At 54.2% G+C, this 17,019-nt stretch carries 14 protein-coding genes; 8 read left to right on the top strand and 6 right to left on the bottom strand.

Annotated elements, in window-relative coordinates; all coding sequences use genetic code 11:
- Positions 1–103: 103 nt before the first annotated feature.
- Positions 104–1,216 (bottom strand): iron-sulfur cluster carrier protein ApbC, encoded by a 1,113-nt coding sequence (gene apbC, locus JHD74_RS16090; RefSeq protein ID WP_024528562.1) that lies wholly within the window; start codon positions 1,214–1,216, stop codon positions 104–106.
- A gap of 161 nt (positions 1,217–1,377) precedes the next feature.
- Here apbC and metG point away from each other — a divergent pair, with 161 nt between their 5' ends.
- The gene (gene metG / locus JHD74_RS16085) at positions 1,378–3,408 is read left to right on the top strand and encodes a methionine--tRNA ligase (protein ID WP_024528561.1); all 2,031 of its coding nucleotides are present in this window, start codon (positions 1,378–1,380) and stop codon (positions 3,406–3,408) included.
- A gap of 248 nt (positions 3,409–3,656) precedes the next feature.
- Here the strand turns inward: metG and JHD74_RS16080 are convergent, their stop codons facing one another.
- Positions 3,657–4,022 (bottom strand): endonuclease domain-containing protein, encoded by a 366-nt coding sequence (locus JHD74_RS16080; protein ID WP_199063071.1) that lies wholly within the window; start codon positions 4,020–4,022, stop codon positions 3,657–3,659.
- Positions 4,023–4,260: 238 nt separating this feature from the next.
- On the opposite strand from JHD74_RS16080, the gene JHD74_RS16075 reads away from it, so the two are divergent.
- The 7 genes from JHD74_RS16075 to sanA all read left to right on the top strand — a co-directional run bounded on the left by JHD74_RS16075 (position 4,261) and on the right by sanA (position 11,724).
- Positions 4,261–5,334: a sugar ABC transporter substrate-binding protein gene (locus JHD74_RS16075; protein ID WP_199063070.1), complete on the top strand. Its 1,074-nt coding sequence runs from the start codon at positions 4,261–4,263 to the stop codon at positions 5,332–5,334.
- A 135-nt stretch (positions 5,335–5,469) separates the two neighbouring features.
- The gene (locus JHD74_RS16070; RefSeq protein WP_199063069.1) at positions 5,470–6,693 is read left to right on the top strand and encodes an MFS transporter; all 1,224 of its coding nucleotides are present in this window, start codon (positions 5,470–5,472) and stop codon (positions 6,691–6,693) included.
- 139 nt (positions 6,694–6,832) lie between these two features.
- Positions 6,833–7,240: a CidA/LrgA family protein gene (locus JHD74_RS16065; protein WP_024528557.1), complete on the top strand. Its 408-nt coding sequence runs from the start codon at positions 6,833–6,835 to the stop codon at positions 7,238–7,240.
- The gene (locus JHD74_RS16060; protein ID WP_021180583.1) at positions 7,237–7,932 is read left to right on the top strand and encodes a CidB/LrgB family autolysis modulator; all 696 of its coding nucleotides are present in this window, start codon (positions 7,237–7,239) and stop codon (positions 7,930–7,932) included. The genes JHD74_RS16065 and JHD74_RS16060 overlap by 4 nt, the downstream gene beginning before the upstream one ends.
- A gap of 136 nt (positions 7,933–8,068) precedes the next feature.
- The gene (cdd, locus tag JHD74_RS16055) at positions 8,069–8,953 is read left to right on the top strand and encodes a cytidine deaminase (protein WP_024528556.1); all 885 of its coding nucleotides are present in this window, start codon (positions 8,069–8,071) and stop codon (positions 8,951–8,953) included.
- A gap of 155 nt (positions 8,954–9,108) precedes the next feature.
- A complete protein-coding gene (locus JHD74_RS16050; protein ID WP_199063068.1) occupies positions 9,109–10,806 on the top strand; it encodes an NAD-dependent malic enzyme in 1,698 nt (565 codons plus the stop codon).
- A gap of 165 nt (positions 10,807–10,971) precedes the next feature.
- Positions 10,972–11,724, top strand: a complete 753-nt coding sequence (sanA, locus tag JHD74_RS16045; RefSeq protein WP_024485746.1) for an outer membrane permeability protein SanA — start codon at positions 10,972–10,974, stop codon at positions 11,722–11,724.
- Between the two features lie 285 nt (positions 11,725–12,009).
- Here the strand turns inward: sanA and mglC are convergent, their stop codons facing one another.
- The 4 genes from mglC to galS all read right to left on the bottom strand — a co-directional run bounded on the left by mglC (position 12,010) and on the right by galS (position 16,955).
- Positions 12,010–13,020, bottom strand: coding sequence for a galactose/methyl galactoside ABC transporter permease MglC (gene mglC / locus JHD74_RS16040; protein ID WP_021805061.1), 1,011 nt, complete (start codon positions 13,018–13,020; stop codon positions 12,010–12,012).
- An 11-nt stretch (positions 13,021–13,031) separates the two neighbouring features.
- Positions 13,032–14,540 (bottom strand): galactose/methyl galactoside ABC transporter ATP-binding protein MglA, encoded by a 1,509-nt coding sequence (gene mglA, locus JHD74_RS16035; protein ID WP_024528554.1) that lies wholly within the window; start codon positions 14,538–14,540, stop codon positions 13,032–13,034.
- Between the two features lie 127 nt (positions 14,541–14,667).
- Positions 14,668–15,660 (bottom strand): galactose/glucose ABC transporter substrate-binding protein MglB, encoded by a 993-nt coding sequence (mglB, locus tag JHD74_RS16030; protein ID WP_021180577.1) that lies wholly within the window; start codon positions 15,658–15,660, stop codon positions 14,668–14,670.
- Positions 15,661–15,917: 257 nt separating this feature from the next.
- On the bottom strand, positions 15,918–16,955 hold the full coding sequence (galS, locus tag JHD74_RS16025; RefSeq protein ID WP_024528553.1) for an HTH-type transcriptional regulator GalS: 1,038 nt from the start codon (positions 16,953–16,955) through the stop codon (positions 15,918–15,920).
- Positions 16,956–17,019 lie beyond the last annotated feature (64 nt).

The following is a 17,019-nucleotide window of genomic DNA, read 5'->3' as shown; positions in this document are numbered from 1 at the left end:
TTACTTCCAAAAGAGCAGGGGCTATCAGCTCCCTCTCCCTGTGGGAGAGGGTTGGGGTGAGGGGGAGACGAGAGCACTAAACTAACAATTTAATGCAGGGCAATCACAGAGCGCGGAAGGAGATCTCGGTAGGGATAGCTTCCCCTTGCCAGTACATCTGAGCCGCGACACGCCCCGCAAGTTGACGGTACATCTCGGCAAACTCGCCGTCCGGGCGGCTGACCACGGTCGGTTGCCCGCGATCCAGATCTTCTCGCAACGAGATATGCAACGGCATCTGCCCCAACAGGCGGCTATGGTATTTCTGCACCAGCTTCTCTGCCCCACCGGTGCCGAAAATTGGCTCGTGATGCCCACAGTTGCTGCACACATGCATGCTCATGTTCTCAACGATGCCCAATACCGGCACATGCACCTTTTCAAACATCACAATGCCTTTGGCGGCATCAAGCAGGGCGATATCCTGGGGCGTTGTCACCACCAGCGCACCGGTCACCGGGATATTCTGCGACAGGGTCAGTTGGATATCCCCGGTTCCTGGCGGCATATCCAGCACCAGATAATCCAGATCCGGCCACAGCGTATCCTGCAACAGTTGCAGCAGCGCCTTGCTAGCCATCGGCCCACGCCACACCATGGCGTTGTCGTCGGTCACCAGGTAGCCGATAGAGTTGGTCGCTAAACCGTGCGCCATGATCGGAGCCATATGCTGGCCGTCCGGCGAGGTTGGGCGCTCATGTTCAGTGCCCAGCATGTTAGGGATCGACGGGCCATAAATGTCCGCATCCAGGATCCCCACTTTGGCACCTTCAGCGATCAGCGCCAGTGCCAGGTTGACCGCGGTGCTGGATTTACCCACCCCGCCTTTGCCTGAACTGACGGCAATAATGTTACGCACGCCTTTTACACCGGCCTGGTCGTTGGCACGTTTCAAGGTAGTGATATCGTGTTTCAGCTTCCATTCGATAGCCTGAACGCCGGTCACGCGCAGCAGTTCGGCGCTTACCGATTCTTTCAGCGCCTCAAACCCGCTTTGCCAGGCAAACGGCATGACCAATTCGATATGCAGGACATTGTCCAGCAGCGTGCAGTGGTGAATGGCTTTCAGTGCGGTCAGGTTGTTTTTTAACGTCGGGTGTTCGAAGGCGGCCAATACTCCGGTCACCAGGGCGCGCAGAACTTCAGGGTTGGTCTGCTCAGGGGATTTGGCGTTCATCCCGGCTCCTTGATTTTGTAATGGGTAGCAACCCGATAAGCATATCAGAACTGCAGGGTAACTCGCTCGTATAACCCGAAAGAAACCGCCCTAGCAGCAGAGAGCGCGATCGGGTAACATCAAAGACCCTTTTCACTCATTAAAGAAAGCAACTTTTCATTATGGCTCAAGTCGCGAAAAAATTATTGGTGACGTGCGCGCTACCGTACGCAAATGGTTCCATCCATCTCGGCCACATGCTCGAGCACATCCAGGCAGATATCTGGGTTCGTTACCAACGAATGCGCGGCAACGAAGTTCATTTCATCTGTGCGGATGACGCGCACGGTACGCCAATCATGCTCAAAGCGCAGCAGATGGGTATCCCGCCAGAAGAGATGATCGCGGAAATGAGCCGCGAGCACCAACAGGATTTCGCCGGTTTTGGCATCAGCTATGAGAATTATCATTCGACCCATAGCGAAGAAAACCGCGAACTGTCAGGTGTGATCTATGGCCGCTTGAAAGAGAACGGCCATATCAAGCGACGCACCATTTCTCAGCTTTACGATCCCGAGAAAGGCATGTTCCTGCCGGATCGTTTTGTGAAGGGCACCTGCCCGAAATGTAAATCTCCGGATCAATATGGCGATAACTGCGAAGTTTGTGGCGCAACCTACAGCCCAACCGAGCTGATCGACCCTAAATCCGTGGTTTCCGGCGCTACCCCGGAAATGCGTGATTCTGAGCACTATTTCTTCGACCTGCCCGCTTTCAGCGACATGTTGCAGGCCTGGACTCGCTCCGGCGCGCTGCAAGAGCAGGTGGCAAACAAGATGCAGGAATGGTTCGAGTCCGGCCTGCAACAGTGGGATATCTCCCGCGATGCGCCGTATTTCGGCTTCGAAATTCCGGATGCCCCAGGCAAGTATTTCTACGTCTGGCTGGATGCGCCAATCGGTTACATGGGCTCGTTCAAGAACCTGTGCGACAAACGCGGCGATCTGGATTTCGACGAGTTCTGGCGTAAAGACTCCACTACCGAGCTGTATCACTTCATCGGTAAAGATATTGTCTACTTCCACAGCCTGTTCTGGCCGGCGATGTTGGAAGGCAGCGATTTCCGCAAGCCTACCAGCCTGTTTGTGCACGGCTATGTGACGGTGAACGGCGCCAAGATGTCCAAGTCGCGCGGCACCTTCATTAAAGCAGGCACCTACCTCAAGCACCTGGATGCCGATTGCCTGCGTTATTACTACGCCGCCAAGCTCTCTTCACGCATCGACGATATCGACCTGAATCTGGAAGACTTCGTGCAGCGCGTGAATGCGGATATCGTGAACAAAGTGGTCAACCTGGCTTCCCGTAACGCTGGCTTTATCAACAAGCGTTTTGCCGGGCAGTTAGCCGACCACCTGGCCGACCCTGCGCTGTACCAGACCTTTGTTGATGCTGCCACCAGCATTGCGCAGGCCTATGCCAGCCGTGAAACCAGCCGGGCGATCCGCGAAATCATGGCGCTGGCCGATCTGGCCAACCGCTATGTCGATGAGCAGGCCCCTTGGGTAGTAGCGAAAGAAGAAGGCCGTGACGCCGATCTGCAAGCTATCTGTTCGATGGGCATCAACCTGTTCCGCGTGCTGATGACCTACCTGAAGCCGGTACTGCCTGCGTTGACCGAACGTGCCGAAGCGTTCCTCAACTGCGAACTGAGCTGGGATGGCATTGAGCAGCCACTGCTGGGCCATCAGGTGAGCACCTTCAAGGCGTTGTTCAACCGTATCGATCTCGACAAAGTGAATGAAATGGTAAATGCATCAAAAGAAGATCTGGCCGCCAGCCAGAAAGTTGTCAGCGGCCCGCTGGCAGACGATCCGATTCAGGACACCATCAGCTTTGACGATTTCGCCAAGGTCGATATGCGTATCGCGCTGATCAAGAGCGCCGAGTTTGTTGAAGGTTCCGACAAGCTGCTGAAGCTGCAGTTGGATCTGGGCGGTGAATCACGCCAGATCTTCTCCGGTATCCGCTCTGCCTACCCTGATCCTTCACTGCTGGAAGGGCGTTTGACGATTATGGTAGCCAACCTGGCGCCACGTAAAATGCGCTTTGGCGTTTCCGAAGGGATGGTGATGGCGGCTGGCCCTGGCGGCAAGGAGATCTTCCTGCTCAGCCCGGACAGCGGCGCACAGCCTGGTATGCAGGTTAAATAAACTTTTGTAATATCAAGCAAAGTCCCCTCACCCTAACCCTCTCCCACAGGGAGAGGGGACTGATCGAGTTCGCTGGTTTCTCTGGGTCATACCCAACCTTTCTTCTTATTCATTTCTTTCTTCATTTCTTTCCGATCTAGTAATGCCTAGCTTCTATTTACTCCTTACTTTCCGAAGCAGCACGGGCTAACTATATGCTCCGGACAGCTCCCTCTCCCTGTGGGAGAGCGTTGGGGTGAGGGGCAATCTCAACGGCTAGAATAAGGGGATATCTTGCGCTGTAAACTCCATAAAATCACCTGCCTCACCCCCTCCCAATTGCGCAATACTTCATCGTTCCAAAAACGAATCACGGTAAATCCCTGGCGTTTTAGAAAGCTTGTGCGCTGCTGGTCATAAGCCGCCTGCACCGAATGCTGACCACCATCCAGCTCAACAATCAGCTTCGCCTGCCAGCACGCAAAATCGGCAAAGAAAGGCCCAACCGGAAATTGCCGTCGAAACTTAAACCCCGCCAAGCGGCGATCGCACAGCTGTAACCACAAAAATTTTTCGGCATCCGTCATGCAAGCCCGCAATCGACGGGCTTTGGTTAAGGTTGTTGTTTTTGTCATAGCGACCTCCGCAACAACGCTACCCTTGCAAAAGAGGGTCAACCATAGCCTCCTACCAAAACTGCGTACCTCATCCAAACCAATCGTTATAACACCTGAGAAAAATTCATAAGCCGGTGGATTCCCAATTGCCGGGCATCTGGTTATGATGCTGCATCGCACAGGATAGACATCCAGACATAAAGACAGCCATACTTCCAATTTTACCGGGAACTCTTCACCTGCTTCGGAGCCAATAATGAAAATGATAAAGACCTCACTGCTCGCCCTCAGCCTGCTGACCTCCCTGCCCCTGCTGGCCGCAGAAGCCACGCTTGCCCCCGTTCCTGACGCTATTGCCCAGCATCAAGGGCAGATCCGCGTCGCGGTGATCCGTAACCTGGGTTCCGATGACAACACCACCCAGTTTTTGGCCGGAGCAATCCAGGAGGGGCGCAAGCTCGGTTTCAAGGTCGATACCTTCCTGAGCAACGGTGATGACGCGCGTTTTCAGGACTTCGTTAACCAGGCCATCAGCCAGAAGTATGACGGCATCATTCTTTCTCAAGGTCGCGCGCCCTATTCCACCGATCTGGTCAAGCGCATCGCTGCGGCAGGTATCGCGGTATCGGCCTTTGATACCGACGTTAGCGGCGAGATCCCCGGCGTCACCGTTTCCCAACAGGATGATGTCTCGCTGGCCAATGAATCCTTCGGCCAGCTGATTAAAGACTTCGATGGCAAGGCCAACATTATCAAGCTGTGGGTTGCAGGCTTCCCGCCGATGGAGCGCCGCCAGGCCGCTTACCAGCAGTTACTCAAGCAAAATCCGGGTATTCATGAGTTGGAATCGATCGGGGCGGTATCTTCCGACGTCCAGGGCGATACCGCCAATAAAGTCGGTGCGGTGCTGGCCAAATACCCGAAAGGTAAAATTGATGCCATCTGGGGCACCTGGGATGCCTTCAGCCAGGGAGCCTATAAGGCGCTGCAAGAAAATGGCCGCACCGAGATCAAACTCTACAGCATCGATATCTCCAACCAGGATCTGCAACTGATGCGCGAAGCCGGTAGCCCGTGGAAGGTCAGCGTTGCGGTAGATACCAAGCTGATCGGGGCCGTCAACCTACGCCTGATTGCCAACAAGCTGGCGGGTGAGCCAACGCCTGCCACCTATCAGTTTAAAGCCGCCGCCATCCCGCAGGCCCTGCTGGTCAGCCAGACCGGTCCGATCAACGTAGCTTCACTGAGTAAAATTATTCCAGGCTGGGGCAGCAGCGAAGATTTCATCCAACCCTGGTTTGCTACCCTGCAGGCTAAATCCGGTAAATAATGCTGTTTTACCGAGGGGCTACAGACGTAGCCTCTTTTTTTTAAACAATTTTTCCGTTCCCCCCTTCTCTGCATCACAAAATAAGCTACTGTAGTTGCACTGGCGTAATAACTGTATGCATCAACAGGTTTGGTTATGAAGGGATTCCCCCCACTGATTAAGATATTGCTGGCAAGTTCGCTGGTGCTGACCATAGGCCGTGGCGTCACGCTGCCCTTTATCACCATTTACCTGACCGAGCACTTCCACCTGCTGCCGAAAAGCGTGGGCATTATCTTGGGCGTCAGCCTGACTATCGGTATCATCAGCAGCTTTTATGGCGGCTATCTGGTCGATCGCTTTAATAAAAATCCGCTGATCCTGCTCGCCATTCTGCTATTTTCGCTGAGCTTTTTTGCTATCCCATGGGTCACGCACCCCGCTGGCGTTATCTTGGTGCTAGCCATCTTACATACCGCCTATGCGGTGCTCAGCATCGCCATTAAGGCCTGCTTTGCCAGTTGGCTGCCGGTAAACCAACGTATCAAGGCCTTCTCGATCAACTATACGCTGGTGAACGTTGGCTGGGCCGTCGGCTCATCATTGGGCGTGATGGTAGCCGGTTACAGCCCACTGCTGCCATTCTACCTGTCCGGCGGGTTGGCATTACTGACGGTGATCACACTGAGCTTCCGCCTGCGCAACTATCCATCGCCACCGATAGAAGACACCGGCAACACTCCACCGTCGGTTCTCAACTTCCGCCAGACGTTGAATGTGCTACGCGGCGATCGGCGGCTGATTTATTTCACCCTTGGCAGCACGTTAGGCGCGGTGGTGTTTGGCCAATTTACCGGCTATCTGTCGCAGTATCTGATCATCGTTAGCGATGCCGAATTTGCATACAAAGTGATTGGCGTGGTGATGATCGTCAACGCCTGCATCGTAATCGCCCTGCAGTATCTACTGAGCCGCGGTATGCGCCAGGACAATATGCTGCGCTGGCTGATGCTGGGCACGCTGTTCTTCGTCCTGGGGCTGATCGGCTTTATGCTGGCAGGCCTTTCGATATGGCTATGGGTGCTGGCCATGGCGATTTTTACCCTGGGGGAAATCATCGTCATTCCGGTCGAATATATGTTTATCGATTTTATCGCCCCGCCGCAGCTGAAAGGCAGCTATTACGGCGTGCAGAGCCTGAGTAATCTGGGGGGAGCCATCAACCCGGTGATGTGCGGCTTCCTGCTGAGCTATGCGCCACCGCCGGTAATGTTCCTGGTGTTGATCGCCGCTGCGTTGTTCAGCCTGCTGTTCTTCTTCCTCGGCCATCGGTTGGCGGAACAGCAAAAGCCGCTTGCCAGCCTGAGCAGCGCGGATTAGCCTGGCCCGCTACACTTAAAGCGGGCCACAATCTTGCCAAAATGGCATGATAGGCATAGCGAGAATTCATGATGCGTTTTGTGGCGTAGCTCACAGTTTAATTGTATGATGAATGCGTCAACATCAACGAGAATGCACTATGGGCAACCTATTTAACCTGTGTTGGAAATATGTCAGGGCGATCGTGCTGATCTACCTCAGCCTGTTCGCCGGTAACGCCATTTCGGCGCTGCTGCCGATCGCCATCCCCGGCAGCATTATCGGAATGTTGATCCTGTTTGCCCTGCTCTCCTCACAAATTCTCCCGGCCAAATGGGTCAAGCCCGGCTGCCATCTGTTTATCCGCTATATGGTGCTGCTGTTCGTGCCAATCGGCGTCGGTATCATGAAGTATTACGACCAGATAGTTGACGATCTGGCTCCGCTGATCGTGTCTTGCCTGATCAGTACGCTGCTGGTGTTTGTGGTGGTTGGCTATACTTCACATTACTTCCACCGCGAGCGTCCCATCCTCGGTAAAGCAAAAGATGCGGGGGATGAGCAATGATGCAAAATATCTGGTGGTCCTTGCCGCTGACCCTGGTGGTGTTTTACGCGGCACGCAAGCTGGCGCAAAAGCTCCATATGCCGTTGCTGAACCCATTATTGGTCTCGATGGCGGTGATTATCCCGCTGCTGTTGCTGACCGGCATTCCTTATGAACGCTATTTTCAAGGCAGCAAAATCCTCAACGATCTGCTGCAACCGGCGGTGGTCGCCCTTGCCTTTCCGCTATACGAGCAGATCCATCAGATCCGCGCGCGTTGGAAATCCATCATCACCGTCTGCTTTATTGGCAGCATGACCGCGATGATCAGCGGCGGTGCCATTGCCCTGCTGATGGGGGCCAAGCCCGAAATTGCCGCCTCGATCTTGCCAAAATCGGTGACAACCCCGATAGCCATGGCGGTAGCCGAGTCGATTGGCGGCATCCCGGCCATCAGCGCGGTGTGCGTGATTTTTGTCGGTATTCTGGGGGCGGTTTTTGGCCATTCGCTGCTTAGCCTGTTGCGGATCAACACCAATTCATCGCGCGGTTTGGCGATGGGCACCGCTTCGCATGCGTTGGGTACCGCACGCTGCGTAGAAATGGATTACCAACAGGGCGCTTTCAGTTCGCTGGCTCTGGTTATCTGCGGGATTATTACCTCGCTGACTGCGCCGTTCGTGTTCCCGATACTGCTGCGGCTGTTTGGTTAACGACTAAAAACCCGCGATACATCTCGCATTTATAAGTTTCATTGCATCTGTTTCATTAAAAAATAGATATTAGTCACACTTTATCGTGGGCCGGTTGCCTAGAATGTTAACCCGTTAACTTGTAGAGAGACTTCTTATGCACTCGCGCTTTCAAACTGCCTACGGCGAATTGCCAACGGCCCTGCAATCCGCCCTGCTGCCTTATTTAGATGCGCCTGATTTCGCCGCCATGTTCAAGGCCGAGCAGATTGCGGCGATCAAGCAACAGTGCGGGTTGGATGACGATGCTCTGGCCTTTGCTCTGCTGCCATTGGCGGCGGCCTGCTCGTTAACGCCGATTTCGCATTTCCACGTTGGGGCTGTCGCTCGTGGCGTCAGTGGCAACTGGTATTTTGGTGGCAACATGGAATTCCGTGGTGCACCTATGCAACAAACCGTGCACGCGGAACAGTGTGCTGTCACTCATGCCTGGTTGCGTGGCGAAGCCAAACTGGTTGCGGTCACTGTCAACTACTCACCCTGTGGCCACTGCCGCCAGTTTATGAATGAGCTTAACAGCGGCACCGAGTTGGAGATCCACTTGCCTGCACGGGCGACCGCCACGCTGGGTGATTACCTGCCTTACTCCTTCGGCCCGAAAGATCTGCAAATCAGCGAGTTGCTGATGGATCCGGTCGATCACGGTTTCCAACTTACGCTGGATGATGAACTGGCGAAAGCTGCCCTGGATGCCGCCAACCGCAGCCATGCCCCTTACAGCACCGCCCATAGCGGCGTAGCGCTGGAAGCAGAAGACGGCAAGGTTTACGCTGGCCGCTATGCAGAAAACGCCGCATTCAACCCTAGCCTGCCGCCATTGCAGGCCGCACTGATCCTGATGAATGTCTCCGGTGGCGATTGCCAGAAAATCCACCGTGCCGTATTGGCAGAAGCAGAAGGCGCAATTCTGACCCAGTGGGATGCTACAACGGCCACCCTGGCGGCCTTGGGTTGCCAAGACGTCCAACGCATCACCTTCTGATCCCTCAGGCGGAGCCATCGTGCTCCGCCGCAATCCGGCTAAAAAACCAGCAACAAACGACAATTCCTCATTATTTACTAACAAATGCTGTACATATTTTGCCGATATCTTAGGATCGGCAGTAATAAGCTTACCCTAGGCAAAGAGTAAAACTGATGGAACTGGAATACGAAAGCAAACGCCCTCTCTACATCCCCTACGCTGGCCCCATTCTGTTGGAGTTCCCGTTGCTGAATAAAGGCAGCGCCTTTTCCGAAGAAGAACGCAGTAACTTCAACCTGCACGGCTTGCTGCCGGAAGCGATAGAAAGCATCGAAGAACAGGTGGAACGCGCTTACCGTCAGTATCAGGATTTCAAGAACGATAACGACAAGCACATCTACCTGCGTAATATCCAGGACACCAACGAAACGCTGTTCTATCGCCTGCTGGATTCGCACCTGAGCGAGATGATGCCCATCATCTATACGCCAACCGTGGGTGAAGCCTGTGAGCATTTCTCCGATATCTATCGCCGCGCACGTGGGCTGTTTATCTCCTACCCGAACCGCGATCGCATCGACGATATGTTGCAAAACGCCACCAAGCAGAACGTTAAGGTGATTGTGGTCACCGACGGTGAACGCATCCTTGGCCTGGGCGACCAGGGCATCGGGGGCATGGGTATTCCGATCGGTAAACTCTCCCTGTACACCGCCTGTGGCGGCATAAGCCCGGCCTATACCTTGCCGGTGGTGCTGGACGTGGGCACCAACAACCCGCAACGCCTGAACGATCCGCTCTATATGGGGTGGCGTCATCCGCGTATATCTGGTGATGAATATCACGCCTTTGTGGAAGAGTTCATCCAGGCGGTAAAACGCCGTTGGCCGAACGTGCTGTTGCAGTTTGAAGATTTCGCCCAGAACAACGCCACGCCGCTGCTTAATCGCTATCGTGACGAACTGTGCTGCTTTAACGACGATATCCAAGGCACCGCCGCCGTGACGCTGGGCAGCCTGATTGCCGCCAGCCGTGCCGCTGGCAGCCAACTGCGCGATCAAACCGTCGCCTTCCTGGGAGCGGGATCCGCAGGCTGTGGGATTGCCGAGCAGATCATCGCCCAGATGAAGTCCGAAGGGCTGAGCGAAGAAGAAGCCCGCTCTCGCGTGTTTATGGTTGACCGTTTTGGCCTGCTGACGGATAAGTTGCCGAATCTGCTCGATTTCCAGAGCAAGCTGGTGCAGAAAAGTGCCAATCTGGAGCAATGGCAGGTGGAGAGCGATGCGATCTCCCTGCTGGAAGTGGTGCGCAACGCCAAGCCGACCGTGCTGATCGGCGTCTCTGGCCAGCCGGGGCTGTTTACCGAAGAGCTGATCCGTGAGATGCACAAGCATTGCCCGCGCCCGATCGTGATGCCGTTGTCCAACCCAACCTCTCGCGTGGAAGCCCGTCCAGAAGATATCATCAACTGGACCGACGGTGCCGCACTGGTCGCCACCGGCAGCCCGTTCTCACCGGTAACCTATAAAGACCAGCTGTTCCCTATTGCCCAGTGCAACAACTCCTATATCTTCCCGGGGATTGGCCTTGGCGTACTGGCTGCTGGGGCAAAACGGGTCACCGATGCCATGCTGATGGCCGCCAGCCGTGCCCTGGCCGACTGCTCTCCGCTGGCTACCGATGGCCACGGCGCACTGCTGCCGAATATCGATGATATTCAGGGCGTATCCAAATGCATCGCGATGGAAGTGGGCAAAGCCGCTCAGTTGCAGGGTGTAGCAGTGGTGACGTCGGAAGAAGCGTTGTCTAAAGCCATTGAGCACAACTTCTGGCGCCCGCAGTATCGTATCTACAAGCGGACATCGTTCTAAGTTCCTCACCGGGCCTGTTAGTCAGGCCCGGTTATCACGCCAAGACCAGATTTTGCTGAAAAATGCAGCGTAATACCTGCGCTAACCGGCACGCCGCTTGCGTCTGCCGAGCAGGTAAAGTAGCCTTGAGTCTTACTTTAGCCCTCGTTCGCGCAAGGCATCAACATGTGGAAACGCCTGATAATTAGCCTGTTCATCATCATTTCGGTGCTGATGCTGTCGGCTATCGCGCTCGATCGCTGGATAAGTTGGAAAACCGCGCCTTACATTTACGAAGAAATGCAAACGCTACCACACCGTCAGGTGGGGGTGGTGCTTGGCACCTCCAAATATTACCGTACCGGCGTGCTTAACCAATATTACCGCTACCGTATTCAAGGGGCGATCAACGCCTATAACAGCGGTAAGGTGAAGTACCTGCTGCTGAGCGGCGATAATGCCCAGCAAAGCTACAACGAACCGATGACCATGCGCCGCGATTTGCTGGCCGCTGGCGTTGCGCCTAGCGATATCGTGCTCGACTATGCCGGTTTCCGTACCCTCGATTCCATCGTCCGTACGCGCAAGGTGTTCGATACCAACGACTTCATCATCATCACCCAGCGTTTCCACTGCGAGCGCGCCCTGTTTATCGCCCTGCATATGGGCATCCAGGCGCAATGCTATGCGGTACCTTCGCCAAAAAATATGATGACGGTGCGCGTGCGCGAGATCTTTGCCCGCCTGGGAGCCTTGACCGATCTGTATATCCTCAAGCGTGAGCCCCGCTTCCTTGGTCCATTAATCCCGATATCTGCGATGCACAAGGTGCCGGAAGATGCACCGGGTTACCCGGCGGTGTCTCCGGAGCAGTTGGTGGAGCTGGAGCACAAGCTGGCGGCAGAAAAGGTTAAGGCTCAGCAGCAGAAGAAGAGTTAAAGTGAATGCCCCTCTCCCAAAGGGAGAGGGAACCGTACGTGCCACAGATTAACCCCCTGCGTCTGACTACAACACCAAATGCTTAAGCGAGCGCAGCATGGCCACAAATAAACTCCTGTCCCTGAACGCAGCTCCATTCTGCCCCCTCTCCTTTTTGGGGAGAGGGCTGGGGTGAGGGGGAACAGCGACGACTGGAATAACAATAAGATGGCATCTCTGCCGTGTGACATAGCAAAAGCAAACGGCCAGCAGATGCTGGCCGTTATCGTAAAGCATAAAACAGACTTATTTTTTCTTGGCGTACTTCAGGGAGTCCAGCGCTACCGCGAAGATGATAATGCTACCCTTGATGATGTACTGCCAGTAAGGGTTCACGCCGATATAGGTCAGGCCATAGTTGATGACGGTAAAGATGATCACCCCGGTCACCACGCCCAGCACCGTACCTACCCCACCGGCGAACGACACCCCGCCGACCACACAGGCCGCGATAGCATCCAGTTCATACATAAAGCCGAGGTTGTTGGTGGCGCTACCGATACGCCCCGCTTCCAGTAAACCGCCAAAGGCGTAGAACACTCCGGACAGCGCATAAATCATGATCAGGTTCAGCGGGACGTTGACGCCAGAGACTTTCGCCGCTTCCGGGTTACCACCGATGGCGAAGATATTCTTGCCGAAGCGGGTTTTATTCCACAGCACCCAGACAAAGGCGATCGCAATAATGGCGTAGAAGGTGATATATGACAGCTTGAAGTCACCGAATCGCAAGAACCCTTGGGCAAAGGTGGAGAATTTCGGATCGAAACCGGCCACCGGTGAAGCGCCCACGTAATCGTAATACAGGGAGTTAATCCCATAAACGATGATCATGGTGCCCAACGTGGTGATAAACGGCGTCACGTTGAGGTAGGCGATAATCAAGCCGTTGACCAGGCCAATCACCGCGCCCACGGCGCAAACCAGCAAGATCACCAGCGGGATCGACCAGGTTTCCATATGCGGGAACACTTTGTTGACGTTATCCATCGATTGCAGCAGGGTCGCGGCAATTACCGCTGCCAACCCTACCTGACGCCCGGCGGAAAGGTCTGTCCCCTGCGTGACGATCAGCCCGGCCACGCCCAGCGCAATGATAATACGCACCGAGGATTGGGTCAGGATATTACTCAGGTTCATCAGGCTTAAAAAGGTCGGGTCCTGGATAATAATAATCGCCAGTAACACCAACAGGACCAGATAAATGCCACCTTCTTTAAAATAGGTGAACAAGGTTTTTTTATTCAGTGCGCTCATAATTACGATCCTTAAAGATGCAAGGAGGCTAGCCGCAATATTTCATTTTGCGAGGTCTGTTTGGTATTCACAATGCCCGCAACCTGACCATTACTCATCACCAATATTCTGTCGGTAATTCCCAAAAGCTCCGGCATTTCGGAAGAGATTATAATGATCCCCTTGCCCTTCTTCGCCAACTCGGTCATTAACTGGTAGATTTCAAACTTGGCCCCCACGTCGATACCGCGCGTTGGCTCATCCATCATCAGGATTTCCGGCTGTGTCAGCAACCAGCGGCCAATGATCACCTTTTGCTGATTACCGCCGGAAAGCGAACCGATATTGGTATGGTGGCCCGGCGTTTTCACCCGCATGGCATCGATCACCCATTGGGTGTCGCTTTTCATCCGGCTGTTATCCAGCAGGCCCATTTTGTTTTTGTATTGACGGATATTGGAGATCAGCGAGTTAAAGCCAATATCCAGATAGGCATAAATACCGGTGGAGCGACGTTCTTCCGTCACCAGGGCAAAACCGTGGTTGATGGCTTCGTTCGCACTGTTATTGTTGATATTTTTACCGTGCAGCTTGATGGTGCCAGCCACCTTCTCGCGGATGCCAAACAGGGTTTCCACAATGTCGGTACGCTTGGCGCCCACCAGCCCGGCAATGCCCAGGATCTCCCCCTGATGCAGATCGAAAGAGATATCGCGGATCGAAGGCTGGCGCAACGAGGTCAGGCCTTTCACCTCTAAAATCACCTCACCCGGCGTATTCTGACGATCGGGGAAACGCTGGCTCAGCGAACGCCCAACCATCATCGAGATAATCTTGTCCATATCCAGCCCTTCCAGCGGCTGGGTGGCGATCCATTGGCCGTCGCGCAGAATGGTGATTTCATCGCATAGCTGGAAGATCTCTTCCATCTTGTGCGAGATATACACGATGCCGCAGCCACGCTCTTTCAGCTTACGGATAATGGTGAACAGATGATTAACCTCCTTCTCGGTCAGAGAAGAGGTTGGCTCATCCATAATCACAATTTTAGCGTTGTAGGAGAACGCCTTGGCAATTTCGATCATCTGCATCTGGGATACCGACAGCGTACCGACTTTGGCGCGGGGATCGATATCGATATCCAGCTCGTCGAAAATTTCCTTGGTGTCTTTGTACATCTTGTCCTGATCGACAAACAGCCCTTTGGTGGGGTAGCGCCCCAGCCACATGTTGTCCATCACGGTACGTTGCAACACCAGGTTCAGTTCCTGGTGCACCATCGAAACACCCTGCTCCAACGCCTCTTTGGAACTTTTGAAATCGACTTCCTGACCCTGAAACAGAATACTGCCGGAGTCTTTTTTATAAATGCCAAACAGACATTTTAATAAGGTGGATTTTCCGGCGCCGTTCTCCCCCATTAGTGCATGAATGGAGTTTGGACGTACGCGTAAATTCACTTTGTCTAATGCCTTTACGCCAGGAAACGACTTACTGATATCCGTCATTTCCAGTAGCCACTCACGAGAGTTTTCGGCCATAAATAGTCCTGGCTAATTCTGGAACCAGCACTCTCCCAAGCTGGCTTGCAGCAGTGGAGAATTAACGGGTTCTTCTAATAAGTTCCCCCACTGAGAAAACAGTGGGGGCATTTCTCTCTATCTCGGTTTATTTCACGAACTGAGACAGGTTATCTTTATCTACACCCACGTAAGGAATACGCACGATTTTATCGACGATCTTCCATTGGGTGCCGTCGGCAGCAGGTTTGCCCGCGGCCAGGTTCTTCGCCAGATCGAAGGTCGCCTTCGCCTGATTGTCGGCATCGTTCAGCACGGTACCGGCCATCGCTCCGGATTTCACCATTGCCAGTGCTTCTGGCAGGGCATCGACACCAAAGACCGGAATGCTGCTCTTGTTATGAGCTTTCAGGGCTTCAACCGCACCCATGGCCATCGCATCGTTGTTGGCGATTACCACTTCGATCTTGTTGGCATTAGGGCCAGATAACCAGGCGTCCATCTTGTCTTTAGCCTGAGCGGTATCCCACATCGCGGTGTCCATCTGCAGTTGCTGAGTCTTATCGCCTTTTTCATTCAGCGTTTTGATCACGTAGGTGGTACGCGCTTCTGCATCCGGGTGGCCCGGCTCACCTTTCAACAGCACATATTGGATCTGGCCGTCTTTGTTCAGATCCCAGGCCGGGTTGGCTTTCCAGTGTTTGGCAATCAGTTCGCCCTGGATCACGCCAGACTCTTTAGAGTCGGTACCAACGTAATAGGCTTTGTCGTAGCTATCCAACGCCTTGCGGGAAGGTTCTTTGTTGTAGAACACCACCGGGATATCGTTGGCACGTGCCTTGTCAATCACCACCGGTGCGGCGGCTGGGTCCACCAGGTTGATTGCCAGCGCTTTTACGCCTTTGGCAATCAGTACGTCGATCTGGTCATTCTGCTTGGACTGGTCATTCTGTGAGTCATTCATCAGCAGCGTGACATCCGGAGAAGCTTTGGCATCTTTCTCGATCGCCTTGCGCACCACCGACATAAAGTTGTCGTCATATTTGTAAATCGTGACGCCAATGCGGGTATCAGCATGCGCAGCTGCGCCAAACATCATGCTTGCGGCCAGCGCGGCCAGGGTGAAAACCTTCTTATTCATTGTCTGTCTCCGGTTTGTAGAGGGTCGTACTCGGTATTAAGCCTTTAGCCACAATGCACACAGTTGGGCGTGGCAGTTTCAAAAGAATTCCTGTCATCCGTGTTGCTTGTTATTCCTGTGATGCTGTGTCAGCGCCAGATTAAAAGCTTGGCTGGCAAGAGCCTTTGCGCTGGAAAACGACTAGAGCATAGACGGCACTATGTTAATAATCTGTGAATTTTCTCACAGATTGAAAACGGTTACACAATATTAAATGTTCAGAGAGTGACCGAAGCCTCACTTTGCCACGGCGCGACAGAATGGCGGCGTACCAGCGTCGGCATAAACAGGTGTGAAGCCTGAGGCTCAAGCTGCCCGGCAGCGCCCTTAAGCGCCAGCTCGGTAGCCAGGGTGGCCATTGAAACGATCGGATAACGGATGGTGGTTAGCTTGGGGCTGGTATAGCGGGCAATCGGGATATCATCAAACCCCACCAGCGAGAAATGCTGCGGTACCGTGATACCGTTTTCTTTCAGCACCGCCATGGCGCCAGCTGCCATGGCGTCGTTATAGGCGAACACGGCGCTCAGGTGCAGGTTGCGGCCCAGCAGTTCAACCATTGCCGCTTCACCGCCTTGCAGGTCCGGTGAACCGTAGGCCCGCCAGCTATCCGGTGGGGAAAAACCGGCTGCGGCCATCGCCTGGCTATAGCCTTGCTGGCGCAGCGGGCCGTCTTCGATAGGGTGATCGGAGCCCAGATAACCGATCCGCTGATGCCCCTGCGAGAGCAGCAAGCGCATGGCAACTTCAGCACCAAACACATTGTTCAGACCAACGCAGCGGTGCTCATAGCCCGTTACAATTCTGTTAATTAACACCATGCCCGGGATCTGATCCATAAAGGCGATCAGTTCTGCGTCATCTAACGCTTTTGCATGAACAATCAAGGCATTGCAGCGTTGACGGATCAGCACCTCGATGGCATGACGCTCTTTGTCCGCCTGATGGTAACTGTTGCCGATCAGCAGATATTTATGGTTTTGCTGCGCCACCGTGTCTACCGCTTTCACTAACGCGCCGAAGAACGGATCGGAGACATCCATCACCACCACGCCCAGCGTTTCACTGCTCTGGGTAGCCAATGCCTGCGCGTTGGCGTTTGGCCGATAACCCAGTTCCGCCACCGCCTTCAGCACCTGTTCGCGGGTCTCTTTGCTGGTCAGGGCACTGTTGTTCAGCACTCGCGAAACGGTAGCGACGGACACACCCGCACGCTTCGCCACATCGCGAATGGTGGTTGAATGCACAGAATTCATGAAACGTCCCGAGGTCGACAGAGTAGACAGTGGCGTTATCCTACCCCGTTTGTCATCCTCCTCA

The organism is Serratia sp. ASV30, assembly GCF_016428815.1.
GTDB classification, from domain to species: domain Bacteria; phylum Pseudomonadota; class Gammaproteobacteria; order Enterobacterales; family Enterobacteriaceae; genus Chania; species Chania fonticola_C.
The sequence above is the reverse complement of the archived record's forward strand: the minus strand, read 5'-3'. Positions and strand labels throughout refer to the sequence as shown.

Excerpts from the sequence above, each read along its gene's own strand:
- JHD74_RS16080 (WP_199063071.1), bottom strand. The coding sequence starts at position 4,022 with ATGACAAAAACAACAACCTTAACCAAAGCCCGTCGATTGCGGGCTTGC.
- mglC (WP_021805061.1), bottom strand. The coding sequence starts at position 13,020 with ATGAGCGCACTGAATAAAAAAACCTTGTTCACCTATTTTAAAGAAGGT.
- apbC (WP_024528562.1), bottom strand. The coding sequence starts at position 1,216 with ATGAACGCCAAATCCCCTGAGCAGACCAACCCTGAAGTTCTGCGCGCC.
- JHD74_RS16065 (WP_024528557.1), top strand. The coding sequence starts at position 6,833 with ATGGGCAACCTATTTAACCTGTGTTGGAAATATGTCAGGGCGATCGTG.
- JHD74_RS16060 (WP_021180583.1), top strand. The coding sequence starts at position 7,237 with ATGATGCAAAATATCTGGTGGTCCTTGCCGCTGACCCTGGTGGTGTTT.
- JHD74_RS16075 (WP_199063070.1), top strand. The coding sequence starts at position 4,261 with ATGAAAATGATAAAGACCTCACTGCTCGCCCTCAGCCTGCTGACCTCC.
- metG (WP_024528561.1), top strand. The coding sequence starts at position 1,378 with ATGGCTCAAGTCGCGAAAAAATTATTGGTGACGTGCGCGCTACCGTAC.
- galS (WP_024528553.1), bottom strand. The coding sequence starts at position 16,955 with ATGAATTCTGTGCATTCAACCACCATTCGCGATGTGGCGAAGCGTGCG.
- JHD74_RS16070 (WP_199063069.1), top strand. The coding sequence starts at position 5,470 with ATGAAGGGATTCCCCCCACTGATTAAGATATTGCTGGCAAGTTCGCTG.
- mglA (WP_024528554.1), bottom strand. The coding sequence starts at position 14,540 with ATGGCCGAAAACTCTCGTGAGTGGCTACTGGAAATGACGGATATCAGT.
- JHD74_RS16050 (WP_199063068.1), top strand. The coding sequence starts at position 9,109 with ATGGAACTGGAATACGAAAGCAAACGCCCTCTCTACATCCCCTACGCT.
- mglB (WP_021180577.1), bottom strand. The coding sequence starts at position 15,660 with ATGAATAAGAAGGTTTTCACCCTGGCCGCGCTGGCCGCAAGCATGATG.
- cdd (WP_024528556.1), top strand. The coding sequence starts at position 8,069 with ATGCACTCGCGCTTTCAAACTGCCTACGGCGAATTGCCAACGGCCCTG.
- sanA (WP_024485746.1), top strand. The coding sequence starts at position 10,972 with ATGTGGAAACGCCTGATAATTAGCCTGTTCATCATCATTTCGGTGCTG.